We start from the raw sequence: 24,511 nt of genomic DNA, 5'->3' as shown, positions 1-24,511 counted from the left end.
TTTTAATCTTCGGGTTATACCCTAGTCACTTGCTCTAATCGTTTCTTCTATTCTTTTGTGACTGCGTCACGTTCAAGATCGACAGGTGCGAGGTCTGCAGCATCTTCGTCATTAGATAACGCTAATCCGTCTGCTTTCTTCGTTTCCTCATCGTCTTCTAAATCTCTCATTTCTATCTCTTCTTCATCGCCAGATAGGATTTTCACATCCATACCTAAACTTTGAAGTTCTTTGATTAACACTTTGAATGATTCAGGGACACCTGGTTCAGGTACGTTATCCCCTTTGACGATGGCTTCGTATGTTTTCACACGACCCACAACGTCATCCGATTTAACTGTTAAGATCTCTTGAAGTGTATATGCTGCACCGTAAGCTTCAAGTGCCCATACTTCCATCTCTCCGAAACGCTGACCACCAAACTGTGCTTTACCGCCAAGTGGCTGCTGCGTAACAAGTGAGTATGGTCCAGTTGAACGAGCGTGAAGTTTATCGTCAACCATGTGAGCCAGTTTGATCATGTACATGATTCCGACAGATACACGGTTGTCGAATGGTTCACCAGTTCGACCGTCATAAAGGACTGTTTTCGCATCACGGGACATACCTGCTTCTTCAAGCGTTTCCCAAACATCTTCCTCGCGCGCACCATCAAATACTGGTGACGCAATGTGGATGCCAAGGTAACGTGCAGCCATACCCATATGAAGCTCAAGTACCTGACCGATGTTCATACGAGATGGCACCCCTAGAGGGTTCAACATGATATCGATCGGTGTTCCGTCTGGAAGATAAGGCATATCTTCTTCTGGAAGGATTTTAGAGATAACCCCTTTGTTACCATGTCGTCCGGCCATTTTGTCACCTTCAGAAATCTTACGCTTCTGAACGATGTATACGCGGACTAACTGGTTTACACCTGGAGGTAATTCATCTCCATCTTCACGGTTGAAGACTTTTACATCGTGGATAATTCCGCCGCCGCCGTGTGGAACACGTAGTGACGTATCACGAACTTCACGAGCCTTTTCACCGAAGATTGCATGTAATAGACGTTCTTCAGCTGTTAGTTCAGTTACACCTTTAGGCGTTACTTTTCCTACAAGAAGGTCTCCGTCTTTTACTTCTGCACCGATACGGATGATTCCGCGCTCGTCAAGGTTGCGTAAAGCATCTTCCCCAACGTTTGGAATATCACGAGTGATTTCTTCTGGTCCAAGCTTTGTATCACGAGCTTCTGATTCATATTCTTCAATATGAATAGACGTGTAGACGTCATCTTTTACAAGGCGCTCACTCATGATGATCGCATCCTCGTAGTTGTAACCGTCCCAAGTCATGAAGCCGACCATGACGTTACGTCCTAGAGCCAATTCACCTTTTTCCATAGAAGGACCGTCTGCAAGGATTTCCCCTTTAACGACTTCATCTCCAACACTTACGATAGGACGCTGGTTGTAGCAAGTCCCTTGGTTAGAGCGGACAAATTTCAGCAGGCTGTATTTGTCTAGGTTTCCTTTGACTTGTTGTCCGTCAACGTCTTCATAACGGCGAACCCAAATATTTTTTGCTTCTACACGTTCTACAACACCTGGGTAGCGGCAGATGACAGCAGCACCAGAGTCTTTACCTGATACGTACTCCATACCTGTACCAACAATCGGTGATTCTGGCTGCATCAAAGGCACAGCCTGACGCTGCATGTTCGCTCCCATTAGAGCACGGTTAGAGTCATCGTTTTCTAAGAATGGGATACATGCTGTCGCTGCAGAAACAACCTGCTTTGGCGAAACGTCCATGTAGTCAACGCGGTTTCGAGGAACAACGGTGTTTTCCCCTCTGAAACGAGCAATGATATTATCATCGATAAACGAACCATCATCAGCTAACTGAGCGTTCGCTTGTGCTACTACGTAGTTATCCTCTTCATCAGCAGTTAAGTAATCGATTCTCGGTGTCACTTTACCAGTTTCAGGATCAACCCGGCGGTAAGGTGTTTCGATAAATCCGAAGCGATTCACTTTTGCAAATGAAGATAGAGAGTTGATCAAACCAATGTTTGGACCCTCTGGTGTTTCAATCGGACACATACGTCCATAGTGAGAGTAGTGAACGTCACGAACTTCCATTCCTGCACGCTCACGTGTCAAACCACCCGGTCCAAGCGCTGACAGACGACGTTTGTGCGTCAATTCAGCAAGCGGGTTTGTTTGATCCATGAACTGAGAAAGCTGAGAACTACCAAAGAACTCTTTGATAGAAGCGATCACAGGACGAATGTTGATCAGCTGCTGAGGTGTGATCGTGTTTGTGTCTTGAATTGACATTCTTTCACGGACAACACGCTCCATTCTGCTTAAACCAATACGGAATTGGTTTTGCAGAAGTTCACCTACAGAACGCAGACGACGGTTACCAAGGTGGTCGATATCATCTGTGTCACCTACACCATGAAGAAGGTTGAAGAAGTAACTGATTGACGCAATGATGTCAGAAGGCGTGATGTTTTTCACAGCTTCCTCTACATATGCATTTCCAATCACGTTGATCACTTGCTCGCCTTCTTGATCAGTCGGTGCATAAATCTTAATAGATTGAAGTTCTACTTCATCTTCTACTACGCCACCATTAGGATAAAGCTTTCTAAATCCGATGCCGCTTTCTAAGTATGGAAGAACTTTATCAAGAACTCTTCTGTCTAAAATTTGACCTTTTTCTGCTAGAATTTCACCTGTTTCAGGATCAACTAGCGTTTCAGCCAATTTTTGATTGAACAGTCTATTTTTAATATGAAGCTTCTTATTAATCTTGTAGCGTCCAACATTTGCTAGGTCATATCTCTTCGGATCGAAGAAGCGGGAGTCTAGCAAGCTTTTCGCATTTTCAACAGTTGGCGGTTCTCCAGGACGGAGGCGCTCGTAGATTTCGAGAAGTGCTTTATCCGCATTCTCTGTATTGTCTTTTTCCAGTGTGTTGCGTAAGTATTCATTCTCGCCAATGAGGTCAAGAATCTCTTGATCAGAGCTGAAGCCGAGAGCACGCAAAAGAACCGTAACCGGCAACTTACGTGTGCGATCGATGCGTACATAGACTACATCCTTCGCATCAGTTTCGTATTCTAACCATGCGCCACGGTTTGGAATGACAGTCGCAGTAAAACCTTTTTTACCGTTTTTGTCTACTTTACCACTGAAATATACACTTGGAGAACGCACTAACTGAGAAACGATTACACGTTCCGCACCATTAATGATAAAAGTACCTGTGTCTGTCATGATTGGGAAATCACCCATGAACACATCTTGGTCTTTTACTTCTCCAGTTTCTTTGTTAATTAAACGAACTTTTACTCTTAGTGGAGCAGAGTAAGTTACATCACGTTCTTTTGATTCTGCTACAGGATACTTAGGATCCCCTAGGCTGTAATCAATGAATTCAAGAGAAAGGTTACCAGTAAAATCCTCAATTGGGGATATATCTTGAAACATCTCTCTAAGACCCTCATCAAGAAACCACTGATAAGAAGAGGTTTGAATTTCAATGAGATTTGGTAATTCTAACACTTCGCTTATGCGTGCGTAGCTTCTGCGCTGGCGGTGTCGTCCATACTGAACTAGTTGACCTGTCAACTGATTCACCCCTCAAATCATGCGTATTATATGTGTAAAAAGTATTTCTGTCTTTCAAATGTCAGTAAAGAAATACTTTTACAAGACAAAAGAAAAAAGGGTTTCTAAAATAAGAAAACCACATCCAAAAACAAATACCGATTTTATTAGTTTTCCCAAGTATGCATAATTTATACAAAATAGTTGTTTTTTAAGCCTATCAAGCAAAATATACACATTGGCATTTTATAATGTTAACACAGCTAGGAAACTGCGTCAAACTTTTTTAGCTTTGATGATATAGTAGCCCTTTTTTTTCAGCACAACCTCGACTTCTCCAAAGAGCTGCTCTAATTTTTCAATCGCAGATGGTCCACCTTGCTTTTTCTGAATAACCACCCACAACTCACCTTCCGGCAATAAATGATCAGCACTTTTTTCAAAGATCGCATGTACAACTTTCTTCCCTGCCCGTATTGGGGGATTGGTCAGTATAGAGGCAAAAGCAGCTGAGGAATGAACATTCGAGAACAAATCACTTTGATAGATGCGAACATTATCAATGCGATTATGTTTAGCGTTTTCCTTTGAAAGTTCGACTGCTCTTTCGTTCACATCAATCATATGAATGGTACGGCTAGTCATTTCGTTTGCTAACGATAAGCCGATCGGTCCATAACCGCAACCGACATCTAAGACATCGCCATCCAAGTCAGGTTCTTCGAAAGCTTCAATTAAAAGCCTTGAACCAAAGTCGACTTCTTTCTTAGAAAACACTCCACTGTCACTTGTAAAAGTAAAGGTACGGTTTCTCAAGGTGAAGTCCCATGTCTGTTTATTGCTTTTCACTGATGGCTTTTCCGTATAATAGTGGTCACTCATGGTGAATGGACCTCCTCTGGATTCAATCGTTTCAGGAGATTAGAAAAGAAAAAGCCCGCCAGTAAAAGCGAGCTTTCCCAAAAGATTAGGCGAAGATTACTTAACTTCTACAGAAGCGCCAACTTCTTCAAGCTTAGCTTTAAGTTCTTCAGCTTCTTCTTTAGCAATACCTTCTTTAAGTGGTTTTGGAGTGTTGTCAACAAGTTCTTTAGCTTCTTTCAAGCCAAGACCAGTGATTTCACGAACCACTTTGATAACTTTGATTTTTTGGTCTCCAGCACCAGCAAGTACTAGATCAAAATCAGTTTTTTCTTCAGCAGCAGCACCGCCACCAGCAGCTACAGCTACAGGAGCAGCAGCAGTTACGCCAAATTCTTCTTCGATTGCTTTTACTAAGTCGTTTAACTCAAGTACAGTTGCTTCTTTAACTGAAGCAATGATTTCTTCGATATTTAAAGCCATTTGTAATTCCTCCATTTTAAGTTTTTTTACGTAAACGTAAAGTACGCATTAAGCGCCTTGTTCTTCTTTTTGATCTGCAACTGCTTTAGTAGCAAGAGCAAGATTACGAACTGGAGCTTGAAGAACGCTAAGCAACATAGAAAGTAAGCCTTCGCGAGACGGAAGTTCCGCAAGAGCCTTCACTTCTTCTACAGTCGCTACGTTTCCTTCGATGACACCAGCTTTGATTTCTAAAGCTTCGTGGCTTTTCGCGAATTCGTTGATGATTTTCGCAGGTGCGATAACATCTTCGTTACTGAATGCGATAGCGTTTGGACCTGTTAAGAAATCGTTTAAACCCGTTAGTTCAACTTGTTCAACTGCACGGCGAGTCAAAGTGTTTTTGTAAACTTTGAATTCTACGCCAGCTTCACGAAGCTGTTTACGAAGTTCAGTCACTTCAGAAACTGAAAGACCGCGGTAATCTACAATGACAGTAGACATACTATCTTTAAATTTAGAAGTAATTTCATCAACGACAACTTTTTTAGTATCGATTGCATTGCTCATGGTTACACCTCCTGTACATTCTTTGTGTAACACTTATACCGATCAGGCCATCACGTTCCTAACGAACGGTTCTCCATATAAAAAGCCTCCATTAAGACATGGAGGCTGTATATACAAGCATACGTTAACGTAAGACTGTGACATATACACCTCGGCGGGTTAATTAAGCCATAAGGCCCCTGCTGTCTACGGTATAAATGGACATTATTCTATTTTACAACATTTTGATATTATCAAAATGGTTGTCATAAGTCAAGAATTATTTTGCAGAGAAAGAAGATGGATCCACTTTCACGCCAGGGCCCATAGTAGATGTAACAGAAACGTTTTTCACGTATACACCTTTAGCCGCTGCAGGTTTTGCTTTAAGGATTGTGTCATAGATTGTTGCAAAGTTCTCAACAAGCTTTTCGTCCTCGAAAGAAACCTTTCCGATTGGCGCGTGGATGTTACCAGCTTTATCAACGCGGTATTCTACTTTACCAGCTTTGATTTCATTGATTGCTTTTTCAACTTCGAACGTTACAGTTCCTGTTTTAGGGTTTGGCATAAGACCTTTTGGTCCAAGTACACGACCGATCTTACCAACTTCACCCATCATGTCAGGTGTCGCAACGATTACATCGAATTCGAACCAGCCTTGTTGGATTTTAGTGATGTAATCAGAATCTCCAACGTAGTCTGCTCCAGCAGCTTCTGCTTCTTTTGCTTTTTCGCCTTTAGCGAACACAAGAACGCGTTGAGTTTTACCAGTTCCGTTAGGAAGTACAACTGCACCGCGGATTTGTTGATCGTTTTTACGAGGGTCTACGCCCAAACGAAAAGCAACTTCTACAGTCGCATCAAATTTAGCTGTATTTGCTTTTTTTGTAAGAGAAACAGCTTCAGCTACATCATACGCTTTAGTACGATCGATCAGCTTAGCAGCTTCTACATACTTTTTACCTTTTTTAGCCATTATAAAAATCCTCCTTATGTGGTTTTAGCGGAATAACCTCCCACGAATAAGGGTTGCGAACTTGTCAAAACCAAACTCGCAACCCAACAAGACAAAAAATTAATCTTCGATGACAATACCCATACTGCGTGCAGTACCTTCAACCATGCGCATAGCTGATTCAACGCTAGCAGCGTTTAAGTCAGGCATTTTTGTTTCCGCGATTTCGCGTACTTTATCACGCTTAACAGTTGCCACTTTATTACGGTTAGGTTCACCAGAACCAGACTCAATACCAGCTGCTTTTTTAAGTAAAACTGCAGCAGGTGGAGTTTTAGTAATAAATGTAAATGAACGGTCTTCAAAAACCGAAATTTCAACAGGAATGATAAGACCAGCTTGGTCAGCTGTACGAGCGTTAAACTCCTTACAGAATCCCATGATATTAACACCGGCTTGACCTAGTGCAGGTCCAACTGGTGGAGCTGGGTTAGCTTTTCCAGCAGGAATTTGCAATTTAACAACTTTAACTACTTTTTTAGCCACGAGACACACCTCCTTAAAGTCCGTGATGTGGTAATAGGGGAATCCCCCTCCCACTCAACAACTTCATTCTTTATATGAATGACGAAATAACTAGCTAGCGATCTTGAGTGAACTCAAGACGTACCTTTGCTATATTACCACTTCTATACACTCATTTCAAGCTCTTTTAAATTACAATTTATCGATCTGTGTGAACTCAAGTTCAACAGGTGTTTCTCTACCAAACATATTAACGAATACTTTGACTTTGCTTTTATCGTAATCAATTTCTTCAATCGATCCAGTGAAGTTAGCAAATGGTCCATCGATGACCTTAACTGTTTCTTTCAGTTCAAAGTCGATTTCTGTTTTGCGTTCTTCAAGACCCATTCTCTTCAGAATGGTTTCGGCTTCGCCTGGCAGCAGTGCAGTCGGCTTTGAGCCTGATCCAGCTGATCCAACGAATCCAGTGACACCTGGTGTATTACGAACAACATACCAAGAGTCGTCAGTCATCACGATTTCCACTAGGACATAGCCAGGGAATACTTTCTTTTTGACGACTTTTTTCTTACCATTTTTAATATCCGTTTCTTCTTCTTCTGGTACGACGACGCGGAAGATTTTATCCTGCATGCCCATTGATTCAACACGCTTTTCCAAATTCGCTTTTACTTTGTTTTCATAGCCAGAGTACGTATGCACAACATACCAATTCTTTTCCATTTTCGTTCAGGACTATTTAGTCCTTCCCTCCCCACATTTCATAATGTCTATTTGACGAATCTCGAGTAACGGTAAATATTTTCAAGCAATTGAAAAAACCCGTAAAACGGGTTTTTTGGCAAGTCATATTATGATCTATTATAGCACGTTCAGCAGACCATTATTCAAGTATTAATGAATTAATTCGATTAATTGTGAGATTCCTATATCAAGAAAAGAGAAAAAGATGGCAAAGAATACGACTGTTAAAATAACAGTGATTGTGTAGCGGACCATTTCGTTCTTCTTTGGCCAGCTGACCTTTTTCATTTCTTTTCCGACACTTTTTAAGAAACTGATAATACGCATGTAAAAGACCTCCACAGATTAAAGAACGCAAATCTTACTTCGTTTCTAAATGTGTTTTATGTGAATTACAAGTCTTGCAATATTTCTTAACTTCTAATCTTTCAGCTGCTGAAGCAACACTTTTCATTGTCGTATAATTGCGGCTTCCGCAGTCTTTACAGGCTAGAGTAATCTTTTTCCTCATATTTACACCTATTTTCTCGACATCATTTCATTAGTACCTTATCACAGTGTCGAAAAAGCTGTCAATATAGGTTTGATTAGAGACTAATCTCGCGAAGCTCTAAATATTTCTCTAATTTTCTCTTTACTCTTTGGAGTGCGTTATCAATTGATTTCACATGACGGTTTAAATCTTCCGAAATCTCCTGATAGGATCTGCCATCAAGATACAGCACAAGTACCTTTCTTTCCAGCTCGCTTAGCAGTTCACCCATCTTCATTTCGATATCATCAAATTCTTCTTTGCTAATGATTAAGTCTTCTGGGTTAAGCGCTTTAGCACCGGAAATGACATCTAATAATGTTCTGTCCGATTCTTCATCGTAGATCGGCTTGTCTAATGATACATAGGAATTTAACGGGATATGTTTTTGGCGAGTAGCTGTTTTAATTGCGGTGATAATTTGGCGGGTAATACATAATTCTGCAAAAGCCTTAAATGAAGTAAGCTTGTCCTCTCTGAAATCGCGGATAGACTTATAAAGTCCGATCATTCCCTCTTGGACAATGTCCTCTCGATCCGCTCCTATCAAGAAATAAGATCTTGCTTTCGCACGTACAAAATTGCGGTATTTCGTTATTAAATAATCTAGCGCATCACTATCTCCGACATGAACCCTTTCAATGACTTGTTCATCTTCCAACTGGCAAAATTGCTCTCTGATGGACTTACCCTTGCTGTTGTTTAGATTCACTTCGATCCCCCCGACCGCACCTAGATAGAAATATTATACATTAATGGTTGAAATATCGTCAAGCTATTCCAGATTCCCGCGCCGCCATTTTTCAAACGTTTTCAATACATCTTCTGACAATTCAATCTTAGATGCTGGTTTATCAGAAGTAATCTTTTTGACCCTCGTTTCAATCTTTCGTTCTATCACTTCAATCTCTCTTAAAAGCTCACGAGCCGACTTCCGAAGAGCTCCTTGTCCAAAAATAGCCCATTGTTCCGTAAAATCTGAGGTTGCCACATGAATTTGCGTCCGGATATTATTCAAATCCTGCGCCAGCTTTTCAATCCGCTCATCTGCCGTTTCATTCTCTCTCGTAAAGATGACCTCTACTCGGTGGTTAGTCCGCTTTTTTTCAATTCCTTTGACCATATGGGCATCGAATACGACAATGACTCGATACCCTGTGTATGCTTGATATTCTGCTAAATGTTGAATCAGCACGTCTCTGGCTTCTTCAAAGCTGTTTTCCTTTAAGTGCTGCAGCTGAGGCCATGCACCTATCATGTTGTATCCATCGACTAAGAGGATATCCATCTCTATTCTCCTAACGGATAACGTTTTCGATACACTTCATACATCAATAGACCAGCAGCAACTGATGCGTTTAACGAAGTAACCTTCCCGGCCATTGGCAGTTTAATCAGAAAATCACACTTTTCCTTAATCAATCGGCCAATTCCTTTTCCTTCACTGCCAATCACAAGAGCCAGCGGCATTGTGCCATCAAATTGTCTGTAATCCTGTTTAGCAGACGCATCTGTTCCAGCAACCCAGATTCCTCTTTCTTTCATTTCATCAAGGGCTCTTGAAAGATTGGTCACTTTTGCAACAGGAATATGCTCAATTGCTCCAGTGGATGCCTTAGCAACTGTTGTTGTTAGACCGACCGCTCTCCTTTTCGGAATGACAATCCCGTGTGCACCTACAGCATCTGCCGTACGCATAATAGATCCTAAATTATGCGGGTCTTCAATTTCATCTAAAATCAGAAAGAAAGGCTGTTCATTCCGCTTTTCAGCGATTTGATACAGATCATCTAATTCTGCATATTCATATGCTGCTACTTGTGCAACGATTCCCTGGTGCTGACCTGTAACCATTTGATCAAGCTTTTTCCTCGGAACATACTGAATGGTGATATTTTGCTTTTTAGCGAGTTCAATGACCTGCTGGGCTTGTCCTTTTACAGTGTTTTCCGCCATCCAGAGCTTGTATAACTCCCGATCTGACTTCAGTGTCTCAATCACTGCATTTTTCCCAATGACATAATCATGTTGCTGACTCATTTGTCTTCCTCCCTGACGTTCCGATTTCAATCGCCTGACCAATCAGCTCTTCTAAGCGTTCGTCCTGCTTTTCGATAAATAAATAACCCATAAGCGCTTCAAACGCTGTACTATAACGATACGTTTGAACGTCTGTGTTTTTAGGCACTGTGCCTGATTTTGCATTTCTTCCTCTTTTCAGCACCGCTTCTTCTGCTTCAGTGAAAAAGCCTTGCTGCTGAAGCGTAAATAAAATAGCAGCCTGTGATTTAGCTGAAACAATTTTGCTTGCTCGTTTGTGCAGCTCATTTGGTTTTGTCGCCCCCGTTTGGAGGAGGTGATGCCTCACATATACTTCAAAAATGGCATCACCCATATAAGCCAGCGCAAGTCCGTTCAGCTGTTTACCGTCTTTCAGCTTTTCAAAATTCAACATTGCCTATTCTCCTCTTTTCCAGCGAGTACCTTGAGGAGTGTCCTCCAACACAATATTCATGTTCTTTAATTGATCACGAATTTGATCAGATAGGGCAAAGTCACGATTTCTTCTAGCTTCATTGCGTTTCTCAATTAACGCTTCTACCTCTTCGTCAAGCGTGTGCTTTTCTTCTAATGAGAAGCCGAGAACAGACGTAATTTCTTGGAACAAGCCGATAAATGCCTTGATCACTTCCTCCGAAGTATGATCATTTTCCATATAATAATTCGCCTGTTTCGCTAATTCGAATAAAACAGAGATCGCATTTGCCGTATTGAAGTCATCATTCATTTCAGAAATAAATGTCGCACGTTGCTCTTCAATTTTTTCCAGCCATTCAGCATTGTCTTCCGTGATATTCGTACTGCTCTCAAGACGGTGATGTAAGTTCGCATACGATGTCTTGAGTCGGTTAAACGCACTCTTTGTACTTTCTAATAAATCCATTGAGTAGTTAATTGGATGGCGATAGTGAACCGACAACATAAAGAAGCGGAGCACATCAGGATCTTGTTCTTTCACAATGTCATGCACCAGCACAAAGTTGCCAAGTGATTTTGACATTTTTTCATTATCGATATTAATATACCCGTTATGCATCCAATACTTCGCAAAAGGCTTCCCTGTCAAAGCCTCAGATTGGGCAATTTCATTCTCATGGTGAGGGAATGTTAAATCCTGTCCGCCAGCATGAATGTCGATCGTATCACCTAAATATTTTTTGACCATTGCCGAGCATTCGATGTGCCAGCCTGGGCGTCCTTTGCCCCATGGGCTATCCCAAGAGATTTCCTGATCCTTTGCAGCCTTCCAAAGAGCAAAGTCCAGCGCATCTCGTTTCTTTTCACCTACACGAATACGAGCACCTGTCTTCAGTTCATCAATTGATTGGTGAGAAAGCTTTCCATAACCTTCAAATGAGCGTGTGCTGTAATACACGTCACCATCTGCTTCATAGGCGTAGCCTTTTTCAATCAATGTCGCAATAAACGCAATGATATCATCCATGTTTTCCGTCACTCGCGGGTGAAGGTCTGCTTTTTTGCAGCCGAGCGCACTGACGTCTTCGAAGTAGGCTTGGATAAAACGATCAGCAATTGTCGGCACATCTTCTCCAAGTTCATTGGCCGCTTTGATGAGTTTATCATCCACATCTGTAAAGTTTGATACAAAGTTCACATCGTAACCGCTGTATTCTAAATACTTACGTACAGTGTCATAAACAATAGCAGGTCTAGCATTCCCGATATGAATGTAGTTATAAACGGTTGGTCCGCACACATACATCTTGACCTTTCCTGGCTCAAGCGGGACAAATTCTTCCTTCTTACGTGTCAATGTATTATAAATATTGATTGTCATGATTGTTCTTCCTTTCTGCTCAATGAAGCCAGCTCACCTTTTAGCTTTTCCATTTCTCGTTCCAATTCTTTAAAACGATCGGAAACTGGATCTGGCAAATCTTGATGGTTGAGATCACGATTGATTTTCTTTCCATTTTGAACGACCACTCGCCCAGGTATACCTACAACAGTGGAATGGTCTGGGACGTCTTTTAACACGACCGACCCTGCACCAATCTTGGACCCTTTTCCAACCGTGATAGAACCAAGCACCTTGGCACCTGTCGCAATGAGGGCATCATCTAAAATGGTCGGATGCCGCTTTCCCTTTTCTTTCCCTGTTCCCCCTAATGTCACGCCTTGGAAAACAGTGACGTTGTCTCCAATTTCACATGTTTCCCCGATCACGACGCCCATGCCGTGATCAATGAAGAACCGCCTGCCAATGGTTGCCGCCGGATGAATTTCCACCCCTGTGAAAAAGCGGCTGACCTGAGAAATGATCCGCGCAATAAAATACAGCTTCCGCTTATAAAATGCGTGCGCAATACGGTGAGCCCAAATCGCATGAAGCCCTGAATAGGTTAGCACTACTTCAATATAGCTTCTAGCAGCAGGATCTTGATCAAACACAGTATCAATATCTTCTTTCAGCATTTTGAAAAACACATGCTCCCCCCGTTCTTCCCCATGAATCTCTCTTAGGACTTGCTCTCTTTTTTTGGACAAATAAAAAACGCCTCTGCCAAATGACAGAGACGTTTTGAAAACGCGGTTCCACTCTGTTTAGAAAGCTACTTATCTTTCAGCCTTCTCAACTTAATCCCATAACGGAGGGTACCGCCCTTGCATACTAACGTACGTGTTCCTCAAGGGTCTTGAGGGTGCATTTCCAATGTCTGCCCATAAGTCTCTTTCAGCCGGTGGAGACTCTTTCTGTGATGGACGAGTACATTGTACTTCTCCCTCGCAACGATTTCCTTATATTTGTTTAATGCGGTTTAATACCGTTTCTTTACCTAGTAATTCAATACTTTGTGGAAGTTCTGGGCCATGCGTTTGTCCTGTGACAGCCACACGAATCGGCATGAATAGTTTCTTGCCTTTATGCCCTGTTTCTTTTTGTACCGCTTTAATGGCAGCCTTGATTTCATCAGGTGTGAAAGACTCAAGCTGTTCAAGCTGACGTGCAAAAGATGCCATCACTTCTGGTACTTGCTCCTCTGCTAGAACTTCCTTTGCCTCTTGATTATACTCAATTTGCTCCTTAAAGAACAACTCTGTTAACTCAACAATTTCTGCTCCGTAGCTTAATTGTTCGTGATACAGAGAAATAAGCTTGCGTACCCACGTGTTTTCTTCTTCAGTCAGCTGCTCACTTACCTTGCCTGCTTTCTGAAGATGCGGAAGTGTTAGTGCCACAACCTGATCAAGATCAAGTGCTTTCACGTATTGGTTGTTCACCCATTTTAGTTTATGCATATCGAATAGAGCTGGTGACTTAGAAAGTCGGTTTACATCGAAAATGTCGATGAATTGCTCTTTTGTAAACAGCTCTTCTTCGCCTACTGGAGACCATCCAAGTAATGCAATGAAGTTAAACAGGGCTTCAGGTAAATAGCCTAAATTCTTATATTGCTCGATGAATTGAATAATTGATTCATCACGTTTACTTAATTTCTTGCGGTTCTCGTTCACAATCAACGTCATATGTCCGAATAGCGGAACATCCCAGCCAAATGCATGAAAAATCATGATTTGTTTAGGGGTATTTGAAATATGATCTTCTCCGCGAAGAACGTGAGTCATTTTCATCAAATGATCATCCACGGCTACGGCAAAGTTATAAGTTGGCGTGCCATCTTTTTTCACAATAACAAAGTCACCAATGCCGTCTGTTTCAAATGAAATTTCACCTTTGACCATGTCGTCAAATTTGATGATTTCTCCTTTTGGCACTCGGAAGCGGATGCTTGGCTCTCTTCCTTCAGCAATCAGTTTGTCCTCTTCTTCTTTTGATAAATGACTGCATTTACCAGAATATCGAGGCATTTCACTGCGGGCGATTTGTGCTTCACGCTCTGCCTCTAGCTCTTCTGCCGTACAATAGCACTTATACGCCAAGTCCTTCTCTAACAGCTCATCATAATATTTTTTGTAAATATCATTACGTTCTGATTGTCTATAAGGACCGTAACCGCCATCTTTATCAATGCTCTCATCCCAATCAATACCGAGCCATTGCAGGTGGCGAAGCTGGCTTTCCTCCCCGCCTTCTACATTACGCTTTTGATCCGTATCCTCGATTCGAATAATAAATTTGCCGCCTTGGCTGCGTGCGAACAAATAGTTGAAAAGAGCCGTTCTAGCATTCCCAATATGTAAATGACCAGTTGGACTCGGTGCATAACGAACACGCACTTCATTTCCCATGAGTTTAACTTCCTTTCATCTGCATCATGTTGTCTGACACCAATTTTTTATAAACGTATTTTATCATCAAAACCTATTCTCATCAAAATGGATTTTACTTTTTCTGAAGAAGCACTGTTGCCTGAGAGGCAATTCCTTCTCCTCTTCCTGTAAATCCGAGTTTCTCTGTCGTTGTTGCTTTGACATTCACCTGTGTGACATCTGCCTCAAGCGCTTCGGCAATTTTCTCACACATTGGTTGTATGTAAGGTGCCATTTTTGGCTTTTGCGCCATGATGGTGCAGTCAATATTCACAAGTGTGTAGCCCTTTTCTTTCACAAGTGCCCACACATGCTGCAATAATTTAAAAGAATCTGCATCCTTAAACTCAGGATCTGTGTCTGGGAAATGTCTGCCGATATCTCCTTCAGCAATCGCACCCAGGCATGCATCTGCCACTGTGTGAAGCAGTACGTCAGCATCTGAATGACCTAGCAGTCCCTTTTCATAAGGGATGGTGACCCCGCCGATAATTAGAGGTCTTCCCTCTGTTAATTGATGTACATCAAAACCTTGTCCTATTCTCAACATGATCTAGTACCCTCTTTCCGCATCCATAATTGCCTTGGCAACCAATAAATCATCCGGTGTTGTCAGCTTAATATTGGTATAGTCTCCTTGGACAATATACACATTCTCACCTTGTAATTGTTCAACAAGACTGGCGTCGTCTGTTCCAAGGAAGCCTGTCCGCTCCGCATATTCATGCGCCTCTTTTAAAATAGAATGACGAAAAGCTTGTGGGGTCTGGACTGCCCACAAGCTCTGACGTTCAATGGTTTGTTCCACTTTGCCTTCTTGAACGCGTTTGATTGTGTCTTTCACTGGTACCGCTACAACTGCGGAGCCTTTTTCAATCGCCGCTTTAACGAGCAAGTCAATCTGTGTATGCTTAATAAAAGGCCTTGCCCCATCATGAACAAGCACGATGTCCGCATCTTTCACAGCCTTTAATCCTTCGTATACACTTTGCTGACGTTCTTCACCGCCAGTGACAAGTGAAACAGGCGTTTGAAAAGCGTGTACCTTGAGTAGCCTTTCAAAGTCTTGACGCTCCTCTTCATTGATCGCTAGGATCATTCGTTTGCATTGCGCATGAGCGTCAAACACCTTTAGTGTATGAATGATGACCGGCATTCTTTTCAGCTCAATAAAAAGCTTATTGCGGCCGGCCTTCATTCGTTTCCCCTGCCCCGCAGCCGGAATAACTACTTCATAATACATGTTCGTTCTCCCTTTAGAGCGCCTTCTCCAGAAGTTTTGGCTTCGCAAAAATCATTCTTCCAGCAGCAGTCTGCAGCACACTTGTGACGAGCACGTCAATGTCTTTTCCAATGTAATTGCGTCCTTCCTCGACCACAATCATCGTCCCGTCATCTAAGTAAGCAACACCTTGGTTATGCTCTTTCCCATCTTTGATGACCTGTACCTTCATTTCTTCCCCAGGCAGTACAACCGGTTTAACGGCATTGGCTAGATCATTGATGTTTAACACTGCTACTTTTTGAAGTTCGCATACTTTATTTAAATTAAAATCATTGGTCACAACAACACCTGAAGTTAATTTCGCCAGCTTCACAAGCTTGCTATCAACCTCTTGAATGTCTTCGAAGTCACCTTCGTAAATTTCAACTTTGATATCCAATTCTTTTTGAATACGATTTAAAATATCAAGACCTCTTCGGCCTCTATTTCTCTTTAATACATCTGAAGAGTCTGCAATATGCTGTAATTCCTCGAGTACAAATTGAGGAATGACCATGACACCTTCTAAGAATCCAGTTTGGCAAATATCTGCGATTCTTCCATCAATGATAACACTTGTGTCTAAAATTTTCAGCTTTTTATCTTCTATTTCAGGTTCATCATCAGCTGCTCCTTTTTTCTTTGTGACCTTTGCAGATCGGGAGAACAGCCCTATCATTTCATCCTTCTTCTTAAAGCCTACCTGAAACCCAAGGTATCCTAAAAAGAAAGCCAGGAAAATCGGAATAATGGTACCAAAAATATGATATGGGATATTGTTTAGCGGGATCACGTTTACAATAAGATATGCTAGAATAAGTCCAAATACTAATCCGAAACTTCCAGATATAAGATCAGGAAGAGGCGCCTTCAATAGAGAATCCTCGATCCATTTCACCCAATTTACCACATAACCTGTGCACCATTTACCAATGATGAAGAACACAACGGCTCCTATTAGTGCTGAAGAGTAAGCATTTGTTATGAAAGGTATGTCCTTTACATTTAAAAGCAGAAATAACTCTGGAATGATAAAAATCCCCACAACTGCACCCAAAATGATAAAAAACGCCTGAACGATTCTTTTTAACATACCTTCACCTCCTTTATTTTTCATCTGTCAATCCACCTTCATCTGACATTGATATATGTTTAAGTTTCCTATCATGAGCAACAGAAAACAAAACCATCATTAATATACCCATATTCATCCATTTTTAACCGTAGTAGAAGAAAATTTCTCTTCTTAAAGCTGACGATCGATATAATGTTTTTCTTGTAACCTTTTTAATCCTTTTTTTATCTTTTTCGCTCTTACTTCTCCAATTCCTTCTACTTCATCCAATTCTTGTACATCTGCTTCCATAATTCGATCTAGCACACCGAATGCTTCAACCACATTTTCGACGATTGGCATTGGCAGTCTAGGGATTTTATGGAGCAATCTGTATCCTCTTGTGTACACATATTCGTCAATATTTGTAGAAGCTGGATATCCAAGTAACTTGTACAAAATGGAATCATCTAAAAGCTCAAAGCTCGACATATCTTGAAGTTGTTTAAGCAGCACATACGGATCTTTAATCTTTTCTTTCACGTAATCTTTAATAAATAAAGCCGCTTCCTGCTCCATATCTGTAATCAATTCATTGACCTGCAGACGGATCAAGTGTCCCTCTGTTCCAAGCTCTTTGATATACATATTGATTTCATTTTTGATTCTGAGTACCATTTCGTAGCGGTGCAGCACGGATAATACATCCCCAAAGGTCACAAGCTCTTCGAATTCTAGGGCGCTTAACGCAGAAATGGCATGATCTAAAATCGTTTTATATTTCTCAAGTGTTTGAATGGCTTGATTAGCCTTTGTTAAAATAAAGCCAATATCTTTCAGCGTATAACGACGATTCCCTTGGTATAAGGTAATGACGTTCCTCCGTTCAGAAATAGCAATAATTAAGCAGCCTGTCTGCTTTGCTACACGTTCAGCCGTCCGGTGCCTCATGCCTGTTTCCGATGAATGAATGGTTGCATCTGGCATCAGTTGTGTATTCGCATACAAGATTTTTTGACCAGAATCGCTAAGAATAATGGCCCCATCCATCTTCGCCAATTCATATAAATGTGCTGGGGAGAAGGCTGAATTAATGTGAAATCCTCCATCTACTACACTCTTTACTTTGTCATTATAACCAACAACAATGAGACCGCCAGTATTGGCTCTCAGGACGTTTTCAATCCCTGCCCGCAGAGGTGTTCCTGGTGCCACAAACTGTACAATATCTAAGAGATCGAGTTCTCTCGCTCCTTTTTTCTCTTTTTCCATTTCTATGATCCCCCTAGTGAAATTCGAAGTGCCTCCGCTACATTTTCTACACCAACTAACTCAATCCCTCTCGGCTTTTTCCATCCGTCTATATTCGCCTGAGGAATAAACATTCGCTTAAATCCTAGTTTTGCAGCTTCCTGCACTCGCTGTTCAATTCTTGATACTCTTCTGACTTCTCCCGTCAGACCGACCTCTCCTATAAAGCAATCCGCTTGATGCGGCGCTGCATCTTTAAAGCTTGATGCAATACTGACGGCAATAGCTAAGTCAATCGCCGGTTCGTCAAGCTTCACACCGCCTGCGACCTTTAAATAGGCATCTTGGTTTTGCAGCAGCAGCCCCACGCGTTTTTCTAAAACTGCCATGAGCAGCGATACTCGATTATGATCAAGGCCAGTGGCCATTCTTCGCGGATTCCCAAAGCTTGTCGGGGAAATTAATGCCTGTATCTCGACAAGTACGGGTCTTGTTCCTTCCATTGAGGCAACAACACACGAACCAGATACACCTGCCGACCGCTCTTCTAAAAAGATTTCTGATGGGTTTAATACTTCCGTGAGTCCTTCCTCTCTCATTTCAAAAATTCCCAATTCATTCGTTGAACCAAATCGGTTTTTGACCGCCCGTAAAATACGAAACGTATGATGACGCTCGCCTTCAAAATAAAGAACGGTGTCCACCATATGCTCTAAAAGGCGTGGACCTGCGATCGAGCCTTCTTTGGTCACGTGACCAACGATAAAAATAGGAATGCCATTTGTTTTGGCAATCTTCATCAGCTGTGCTGTACATTCCCTAACTTGAGATACAGAGCCGGGAGCTGACGTAATATCGCTTTGATAAACGGTTTGAATCGAATCCACCACAACAAAAGCAGGTTTCATCTCCTGTATAGCAGACGTTATATACTCCATATCGGTTTCAGCCAAAACATGTAAAGAGGCGCTTTCAATGCCAAGGCGGTCCGCCCTTAGCTTCGTTTGTTTAATGGACTCCTCACCAGATATGTATAACACATTCTGATTTTTGTCTGAGAGCTGCGCTGATACTTGTAATAACAATGTGGACTTCCCAATCCCGGGATCTCCGCCGATGAGAACAAGAGAACCTTTGACAATTCCACTTCCTAATACTCGGTTAAATTCTTCTAAATTTGTTTTAATTCGGGGTTCTTCGGATGTTTCAATTGCAGATATAGGTGAAGGTTTTTGAATGGTTTGAACAGAATGATTAAAAGCACTTCGACGGTTTGCCGGCTCTTTGCGAACGACCTCTTCTGTCATACTGTTCCACGTGCCGCAGCCTGGACATTTCCCCATCCATTTGGCTGACTCATAACCGCACGATTGGCATATAAATTTTGATTTTGTCTTAGCCATAGATTGAAGAATACAACTCCTTATACTGGTCAGAAAATAAGTAAAGGGAGGCATACACCTTGCTGGTATGCCTCACACTTTTTTCTTACTATATTAGTTCGTAGCAGCCGTCGCTTTTACGACAATTTCTCCATCTTCCACATCTAATACGATATGTTGACCTTTTTCAATATTCCCCTTCAGAAGCTCCTCAGAAAGTCGATCTTCTACATGCTTTTGAATCGCTCGTCTTAACGGACGCGCACCGTACTCAAGATCAACACCTTCGTCGGCAATCTTCGCTTTTGCTGCTTCCGTCAATTCAATTGATAGGTCTTGTTCTTTTAATCGTTTTGTCAATTGATCAGACATGAGAGACACGATCTCTTTGAGATGTTTCTTCTCAAGCGAGTGGAAGACAATGATTTCATCAATACGGTTGATAAACTCAGGTCTAAACGCACGTTTCAACTCGCCCATCACTTTGCCTTTCATATCCTTGTAATTTTGACCTTCATCCTGCACGTTAAAGCCAACATATTTATTGCGCTTCAGCTCACTAGCTCCAACGTTTGAAGTCATGATCAAAATCGTATTTCTAAAGTCAACGGTACGCCCTTTAGAATCAGTCAGACGACCATCTTCTAACACTTGCAGTAAGATATTAAATACATCTGGATGAGCCTTTTCAATCTCGTCTAAAAGAACGACAGAATAAGGTTTTCTTCTCACTTTTTCAGTCAGCTGTCCACCTTCATCATAACCCACATAGCCTGGAGGTGACCCAACAAGTCTGGATGTAGAGTGTTTCTCCATGTATTCAGACATATCAATACGGATCATTGCTTCTTCATCACCGAAAATAGACTCAGCGAGTGCTCTTGCAAGCTCCGTTTTACCAACCCCTGTTGGTCCTAAGAAGATAAAGGAGCCGATTGGACGTTTTGGATCTTTCAGGCCAGCACGTGCACGTCTCACCGCTTTCGCTACAGCGACAACGGCTTCATCCTGCCCGATCACACGAGAGTGGAGCAATTGTTCCATGTTCAGAAGCTTATCTGTCTCCGTTTGAGCAATTTTCGAAACAGGTACTCCCGTCCAGCTGGAAACAACCATTGCGATATCATCTACAGATACCTCTGAATTCTCTTGTCCCTGCTTTTCTTTCCATGATTTCTTTGTCACTTCTACTTTTTCACGCAAACGCTGTTCTGTATCGCGAAGAGAAGCTGCTTTTTCAAATTCTTGACTTTGAACTGCCGCATCCTTTTCCTTGCGTACTTCATCCAACTTTTGCTCTAACTCTTTTAGGTTAGGCGGTGTCGTGAACGAACGTAAACGGACTTTCGAACCTGCCTCATCAATTAAATCAATCGCCTTATCTGGAAGGAATCGGTCAGAAATATAACGGTCAGACAGCTTCACCGCCGCCTCAATCGCTTCATCTGTAATAGACACACGGTGATGTGCTTCATACCGGTCTCTAAGTCCTCTTAAGATTTGAATACTTTCATCAACAGACGGCTGATCTACTTGAATTGGCTGGAAACGTCGTTCAAGCGCAGCGTCCTTTTCAATGTATTTACGGTACTCATCTAACGTTGTCGCTCCAATACATTGAAGCTCACCACGTGCTAAGGATGGCTTCAAGATATTAGACGCATCAATCGCGCCCTCTGCTCCACCAGCACCAATGAGTGTATGAAGCTCGTCGATAAAGAGAATGATATTTCCTGCCTGGCGAATTTCGTCCATCACTTTTTTCAAACGATCCTCGAATTCACCACGATATTTCGTCCCAGCTACAACAGTTCCCATATCCAGTGTCATCACTCGTTTATCGCGCAGGATTTCAGGCACTTCGTTATGAATAATTTGCTGTGCAAGACCTTCTGCGATGGCTGTTTTACCAACACCAGGCTCACCAATCAGCACAGGGTTATTTTTTGTTCTTCTACTTAGGACCTCAATGACACGTTGAATTTCTTTGCTTCGGCCAATGACAGGGTCCAAGCTGTCCTCTTTTGCAATAGCTGTCAAATCTCTTGCCAAGCTATCTAGTGTTGGTGTATTTGCATTGCTATTAGAGCCTGCCGCAGATGCACCGGTTTCATTGCTTCCAAGCAGCTGCAGGACTTGCTGACGTGCTTTATTTAAGCTCACTCCGAGGTTATTTAATACACGGGCAGCGACTCCCTCTCCCTCACGAATAAGACCTAATAGAATATGTTCTGTCCCTACATAGGAATGACCTAGCTTTCTTGCTTCATCCATTGAAAGCTCAGTGACCTTCTTCGCTCTAGGCGTATAATGAGGAATAGCTTGAGACACCTCTTGCCCTCTTCCAATCAAGCTTTCGACTTCTTTTTGGATTTTATCTGAAACAAGGCCCAGTGCTTCTAACGCTTTAGCAGCGATGCCCTCACCTTCACGTACAAGGCCAAGTAAAATGTGCTCAGTACCTATGTTCTTATGGCCTAGGCGAATGGCTTCTTCTTGTGCAAGTGCTAATACCTTTTGAGCTCTTTCAGTGAATCTTCCAAACATCATATCGTTTCATCCTCCTGTCCATTCCTATGCATTTCTAAGCGCAGCCTTTCTCTAATAATCGCTGCTCGTTTTATATCTCGTTCATTTGGCTCTAAGGCTCCTCCTGAATATTGTTGAAGGAAGCCGGGCTGAGTCAAAATCATGAGTTCATTCAGTATATTACTTGAAAGCCCCTTAATGATACCTAAATCAATTCCAAGCCGCACATCTGACAAACACTTTGCTGTTTCCTTTGATTCAATCATACGACAATTGGCCAAAATCCCTAAGGAACGGTACACTCTGTCCTCAAGTTCAATTTTAGATGTTTGATATAAAGCTTTTCGTGCAGATCGCTCTTGTTCAATGAGCTGAGCGGTCACACTATTCAAGTCATCTACAATGTCTTCTTCTGATTGACCAAGTGTCATTTGATTTGATATTTGAAAGATGTTTCCTATTGCTTCGCTGCCCTCACCATAAATTCCTCTGACCACAAGACCTAATTGATTAATGGCCGGAATAATCCGATTCATTTGTCTTGTGAGCGCTAATGCTGGTAAATGCATCATGACCGAAGCCCTAATACCTGTACCTACATTGGTCGGACAGCTTGTTAAGTATCCTCGCTTTTCAGAAAACGCATAATCCACTTGCTCTTCAATCCAGTCATCTACCTGATTAGCCGCTTTTAGTGCATTGGCTAGCTGAAAACCTGGGAATAAGCATTGGATTCGAATATGGTCTTCTTCATTCAGCATCACACTGATTTCTTCATTTTCAGAAAGCAAACAGCCGCCAAATCTTGATTCAGCTAAATTGGGGCTAATCAAATGCTTTTCAACAAGTACCCTCTTTGCTAAAGGCTGCGTTTCATTCATTCGAATCAGAACAAAGTTTCCAATGTCCTTCACTTCCTGGCTAGCAAACTTTTGTTCGAATTGCTGGAGAACAGCTTCAGCTTCAGCTTGAGAAAACTGAGTTGGGAAACGAACATGCTCTAGATTGCGAGCTAGCCGGATACGACTGCTTAAAACAATGTCACTTTCTGGTCCTTTTTGTTTCATCCACTGACTTAGAGCGTCTTGAATAAAATGCTGGAGCGACATGTCGTTAATCTCCCTCCCTCTGCTGAGATTGCTCATGCTCTAATGCACGAATTTGATCTCGAACTTCCGCTGCCTTTTCGAACTCTTCTTGTTCAATCAGCTGCTTCAGCTCTTGCTGCATTAACTCAAGTTTCCGGCGAACATGCAGGCTGCCGGCAATTCGTTTTGGGACTTTTCCATTATGGACTGTATTTCCACTATGGACTTTCCTTAAAACAGGGTTCAGATACTGATCAAATGTACGATAGCATTCTGCACAGCCAAATCGGCCTGTTTTTCTGAACTGCTGAAAGGTTAAGCCACACTTAGGACATTGATCCACTTCTTTCGCTTCTTGAAAAATAGACGAGCCCTTGTTAGCACTTGTGGTGAAGCTAGGATCAATATTCAATAAGCCTGATAATAAGTTGTGAATCGAGAAACCTTGGTTTCCACTCATAGCATATGAATCACTGTTTTCTTTTGCACATTGTTCACATATGTGCATTTCTTGTTTTTCTCCATTTATAACTTTCGTAAAGTGAAAAGTGGCTGGTCTCTCATTACATTCTTGACAAATCAATCTTTTCACCCGCTTTACTTTAATTTCAGAGCATTTAACATCGCTTTCATCATCCGAGCACGCAGTTCATCACGTTCAGGTAAATCAATATGCAATACAGAACGGTCCATGACACTAATCATCATCTTAGCTTCTCTTTCAGATAAAATGTTATTTTCAACAAGACGCATGATGATATGATCAGATGCAGCCTGTGATAAACGATGATATATTTGGGAAATAATGTTGTTCAATAAGTCGACTTCATCATTCATTTTGACTTTAATGATGCGGATATAGCCACCGCCGCCACGCTTACTTTCAACGATATAGCCTCTCTCGCTCGTAAAGCGTGTATTGATAACATAGTTAATTTGTGAAGGTACGCATTGAAATTTATCTGCAATTTCATTGCGCTTAATTTCTAATATTTCTCGACCGTTCTGATCCAAGACTTCCTTCAAATACTGCTCGATGATATCAGAAATATTTTGTGCCACTCCGCCTCCTCCTCCATTGACTTTGACTATATTTGACTTTAATCTTACTATAAATTTTTTCGATCGATTTTTCAAGATAATCGCTCAACTAACAATATTATTTCCACATTTATATGGTATCAAACCTCTCAAAAACACAAAAAAGACCAGTTCCGACTGGAACTGATCCTTATAGAAGCTTGGCGGCGTCCTACTCTCACAGGGGGAAACCCCCAACTACCATCGGCGCTGAAGAGCTTAACTTCCGTGTTCGGTATGGGAACGGGTGTGACCTCTTCGCTATCGCCACCAAACCTGATGGAGAGAATGTTCTCTCAAAACTAGATAACAATGTTCATGCTTCAC

General features: G+C 41.8%; 25 protein-coding genes, 1 rRNA gene and 2 other annotated features. All 26 genes read right to left on the bottom strand.

The features are described from left to right. Positions 1 to 47: 47 nt before the first annotated feature. The 26 genes from rpoB to rrf all read right to left on the bottom strand — a co-directional run bounded on the left by rpoB (position 48) and on the right by rrf (position 24,459). Positions 48 to 3,629 (bottom strand): DNA-directed RNA polymerase subunit beta, encoded by a 3,582-nt coding sequence (gene rpoB / locus H7F25_RS18305; protein ID WP_185854033.1) that lies wholly within the window; start codon positions 3,627 to 3,629, stop codon positions 48 to 50. A 255-nt stretch (positions 3,630 to 3,884) separates the two neighbouring features. Further along, on the bottom strand, positions 3,885 to 4,490 hold the full coding sequence (locus H7F25_RS18300; RefSeq protein WP_024425591.1) for a class I SAM-dependent methyltransferase: 606 nt from the start codon (positions 4,488 to 4,490) through the stop codon (positions 3,885 to 3,887). Positions 4,491 to 4,586: 96 nt separating this feature from the next. Continuing rightward, positions 4,587 to 4,952: a 50S ribosomal protein L7/L12 gene (gene rplL / locus H7F25_RS18295; protein WP_008345418.1), complete on the bottom strand. Its 366-nt coding sequence runs from the start codon at positions 4,950 to 4,952 to the stop codon at positions 4,587 to 4,589. Positions 4,953 to 5,000: 48 nt separating this feature from the next. Then, entirely contained in the window at positions 5,001 to 5,501 is a 501-nt protein-coding gene (gene rplJ / locus H7F25_RS18290) for a 50S ribosomal protein L10 (protein WP_024425590.1), read from the bottom strand. 69 nt (positions 5,502 to 5,570) lie between these two features. After that, positions 5,571 to 5,711, bottom strand: a sequence feature (ribosomal protein L10 leader region). A gap of 49 nt (positions 5,712 to 5,760) precedes the next feature. Further along, a complete protein-coding gene (gene rplA / locus H7F25_RS18285; protein ID WP_017359164.1) occupies positions 5,761 to 6,459 on the bottom strand; it encodes a 50S ribosomal protein L1 in 699 nt (232 codons plus the stop codon). Positions 6,460 to 6,558: 99 nt separating this feature from the next. After that, positions 6,559 to 6,984 (bottom strand): 50S ribosomal protein L11, encoded by a 426-nt coding sequence (gene rplK, locus H7F25_RS18280; protein WP_003216956.1) that lies wholly within the window; start codon positions 6,982 to 6,984, stop codon positions 6,559 to 6,561. 171 nt (positions 6,985 to 7,155) lie between these two features. Beyond that, positions 7,156 to 7,689: a transcription termination/antitermination protein NusG gene (nusG, locus tag H7F25_RS18275; RefSeq protein ID WP_003217197.1), complete on the bottom strand. Its 534-nt coding sequence runs from the start codon at positions 7,687 to 7,689 to the stop codon at positions 7,156 to 7,158. A gap of 171 nt (positions 7,690 to 7,860) precedes the next feature. Further along, entirely contained in the window at positions 7,861 to 8,037 is a 177-nt protein-coding gene (gene secE / locus H7F25_RS18270; protein WP_008345422.1) for a preprotein translocase subunit SecE, read from the bottom strand. Between the two features lie 34 nt (positions 8,038 to 8,071). After that, the gene (gene rpmG, locus H7F25_RS18265; protein ID WP_008356502.1) at positions 8,072 to 8,221 is read right to left on the bottom strand and encodes a 50S ribosomal protein L33; all 150 of its coding nucleotides are present in this window, start codon (positions 8,219 to 8,221) and stop codon (positions 8,072 to 8,074) included. A 76-nt stretch (positions 8,222 to 8,297) separates the two neighbouring features. Beyond that, positions 8,298 to 8,954, bottom strand: a complete 657-nt coding sequence (gene sigH / locus H7F25_RS18260) for an RNA polymerase sporulation sigma factor SigH (RefSeq protein WP_008345424.1) — start codon at positions 8,952 to 8,954, stop codon at positions 8,298 to 8,300. 63 nt (positions 8,955 to 9,017) lie between these two features. After that, entirely contained in the window at positions 9,018 to 9,530 is a 513-nt protein-coding gene (gene rae1 / locus H7F25_RS18255) for a ribosome-dependent mRNA decay endonuclease Rae1/YacP (RefSeq protein WP_024425589.1), read from the bottom strand. A gap of 2 nt (positions 9,531 to 9,532) precedes the next feature. Beyond that, complete coding sequence (gene rlmB, locus H7F25_RS18250; RefSeq protein WP_024425588.1) at positions 9,533 to 10,282, bottom strand: 23S rRNA (guanosine(2251)-2'-O)-methyltransferase RlmB; 750 nt, start codon at positions 10,280 to 10,282, stop codon at positions 9,533 to 9,535. Further along, positions 10,266 to 10,697, bottom strand: coding sequence for a Mini-ribonuclease 3 (locus tag H7F25_RS18245; RefSeq protein WP_024425587.1), 432 nt, complete (start codon positions 10,695 to 10,697; stop codon positions 10,266 to 10,268). Before H7F25_RS18245 ends, rlmB begins: the two co-directional genes overlap by 17 nt. Before the next feature lie 3 nt (positions 10,698 to 10,700). Next, on the bottom strand, positions 10,701 to 12,101 hold the full coding sequence (gene cysS, locus H7F25_RS18240) for a cysteine--tRNA ligase (RefSeq protein ID WP_024425865.1): 1,401 nt from the start codon (positions 12,099 to 12,101) through the stop codon (positions 10,701 to 10,703). Continuing rightward, a complete protein-coding gene (cysE, locus tag H7F25_RS18235) occupies positions 12,098 to 12,751 on the bottom strand; it encodes a serine O-acetyltransferase (protein ID WP_024425585.1) in 654 nt (217 codons plus the stop codon). The genes cysS and cysE overlap by 4 nt, the downstream gene beginning before the upstream one ends. Before the next feature lie 82 nt (positions 12,752 to 12,833). Further along, positions 12,834 to 13,064: a binding site (T-box leader), on the bottom strand. Then, on the bottom strand, positions 13,064 to 14,515 hold the full coding sequence (gltX, locus tag H7F25_RS18230) for a glutamate--tRNA ligase (RefSeq protein ID WP_133744999.1): 1,452 nt from the start codon (positions 14,513 to 14,515) through the stop codon (positions 13,064 to 13,066). Its footprint overlaps the feature before it by 1 nt. A gap of 94 nt (positions 14,516 to 14,609) precedes the next feature. After that, positions 14,610 to 15,086, bottom strand: coding sequence for a 2-C-methyl-D-erythritol 2,4-cyclodiphosphate synthase (gene ispF, locus H7F25_RS18225; protein ID WP_003216928.1), 477 nt, complete (start codon positions 15,084 to 15,086; stop codon positions 14,610 to 14,612). Positions 15,087 to 15,089: 3 nt separating this feature from the next. After that, entirely contained in the window at positions 15,090 to 15,779 is a 690-nt protein-coding gene (gene ispD, locus H7F25_RS18220; RefSeq protein ID WP_024425583.1) for a 2-C-methyl-D-erythritol 4-phosphate cytidylyltransferase, read from the bottom strand. Between the two features lie 13 nt (positions 15,780 to 15,792). Further along, entirely contained in the window at positions 15,793 to 16,893 is a 1,101-nt protein-coding gene (locus H7F25_RS18215) for a PIN/TRAM domain-containing protein (RefSeq protein ID WP_024425582.1), read from the bottom strand. Between the two features lie 153 nt (positions 16,894 to 17,046). Further along, positions 17,047 to 18,126 (bottom strand): DNA integrity scanning diadenylate cyclase DisA, encoded by a 1,080-nt coding sequence (disA, locus tag H7F25_RS18210; protein WP_024425581.1) that lies wholly within the window; start codon positions 18,124 to 18,126, stop codon positions 17,047 to 17,049. 2 nt (positions 18,127 to 18,128) lie between these two features. Beyond that, positions 18,129 to 19,508 carry a DNA repair protein RadA gene (gene radA / locus H7F25_RS18205; RefSeq protein ID WP_025092231.1) on the bottom strand — a complete coding sequence of 460 codons (1,380 nt, stop codon included), beginning with the start codon at positions 19,506 to 19,508 and terminating at the stop codon, positions 18,129 to 18,131. Between the two features lie 93 nt (positions 19,509 to 19,601). After that, positions 19,602 to 22,037, bottom strand: coding sequence for an ATP-dependent protease ATP-binding subunit ClpC (clpC, locus tag H7F25_RS18200; protein WP_048240170.1), 2,436 nt, complete (start codon positions 22,035 to 22,037; stop codon positions 19,602 to 19,604). Beyond that, positions 22,034 to 23,125, bottom strand: coding sequence for a protein-arginine kinase McsB (locus H7F25_RS18195; protein ID WP_024425579.1), 1,092 nt, complete (start codon positions 23,123 to 23,125; stop codon positions 22,034 to 22,036). The genes clpC and H7F25_RS18195 overlap by 4 nt, the downstream gene beginning before the upstream one ends. 4 nt (positions 23,126 to 23,129) lie before the next feature. Next, positions 23,130 to 23,687, bottom strand: a complete 558-nt coding sequence (locus H7F25_RS18190) for a protein-arginine kinase activator protein McsA (RefSeq protein ID WP_024425862.1) — start codon at positions 23,685 to 23,687, stop codon at positions 23,130 to 23,132. Positions 23,688 to 23,701: 14 nt separating this feature from the next. Beyond that, on the bottom strand, positions 23,702 to 24,166 hold the full coding sequence (locus H7F25_RS18185; protein ID WP_003217184.1) for a CtsR family transcriptional regulator: 465 nt from the start codon (positions 24,164 to 24,166) through the stop codon (positions 23,702 to 23,704). 177 nt (positions 24,167 to 24,343) lie between these two features. Continuing rightward, positions 24,344 to 24,459: ribosomal RNA gene (rrf, locus tag H7F25_RS18180) — 5S ribosomal RNA — on the bottom strand. Positions 24,460 to 24,511 lie beyond the last annotated feature (52 nt).

It is taken from the genome of Bacillus sp. PAMC28571, assembly GCF_014250435.1.
In the GTDB taxonomy this organism is placed as follows: Bacteria; Bacillota; Bacilli; order Bacillales; family Bacillaceae; genus Bacillus; species Bacillus safensis.
The sequence above is the reverse complement of the archived record's forward strand: the minus strand, read 5'-3'. Positions and strand labels throughout refer to the sequence as shown.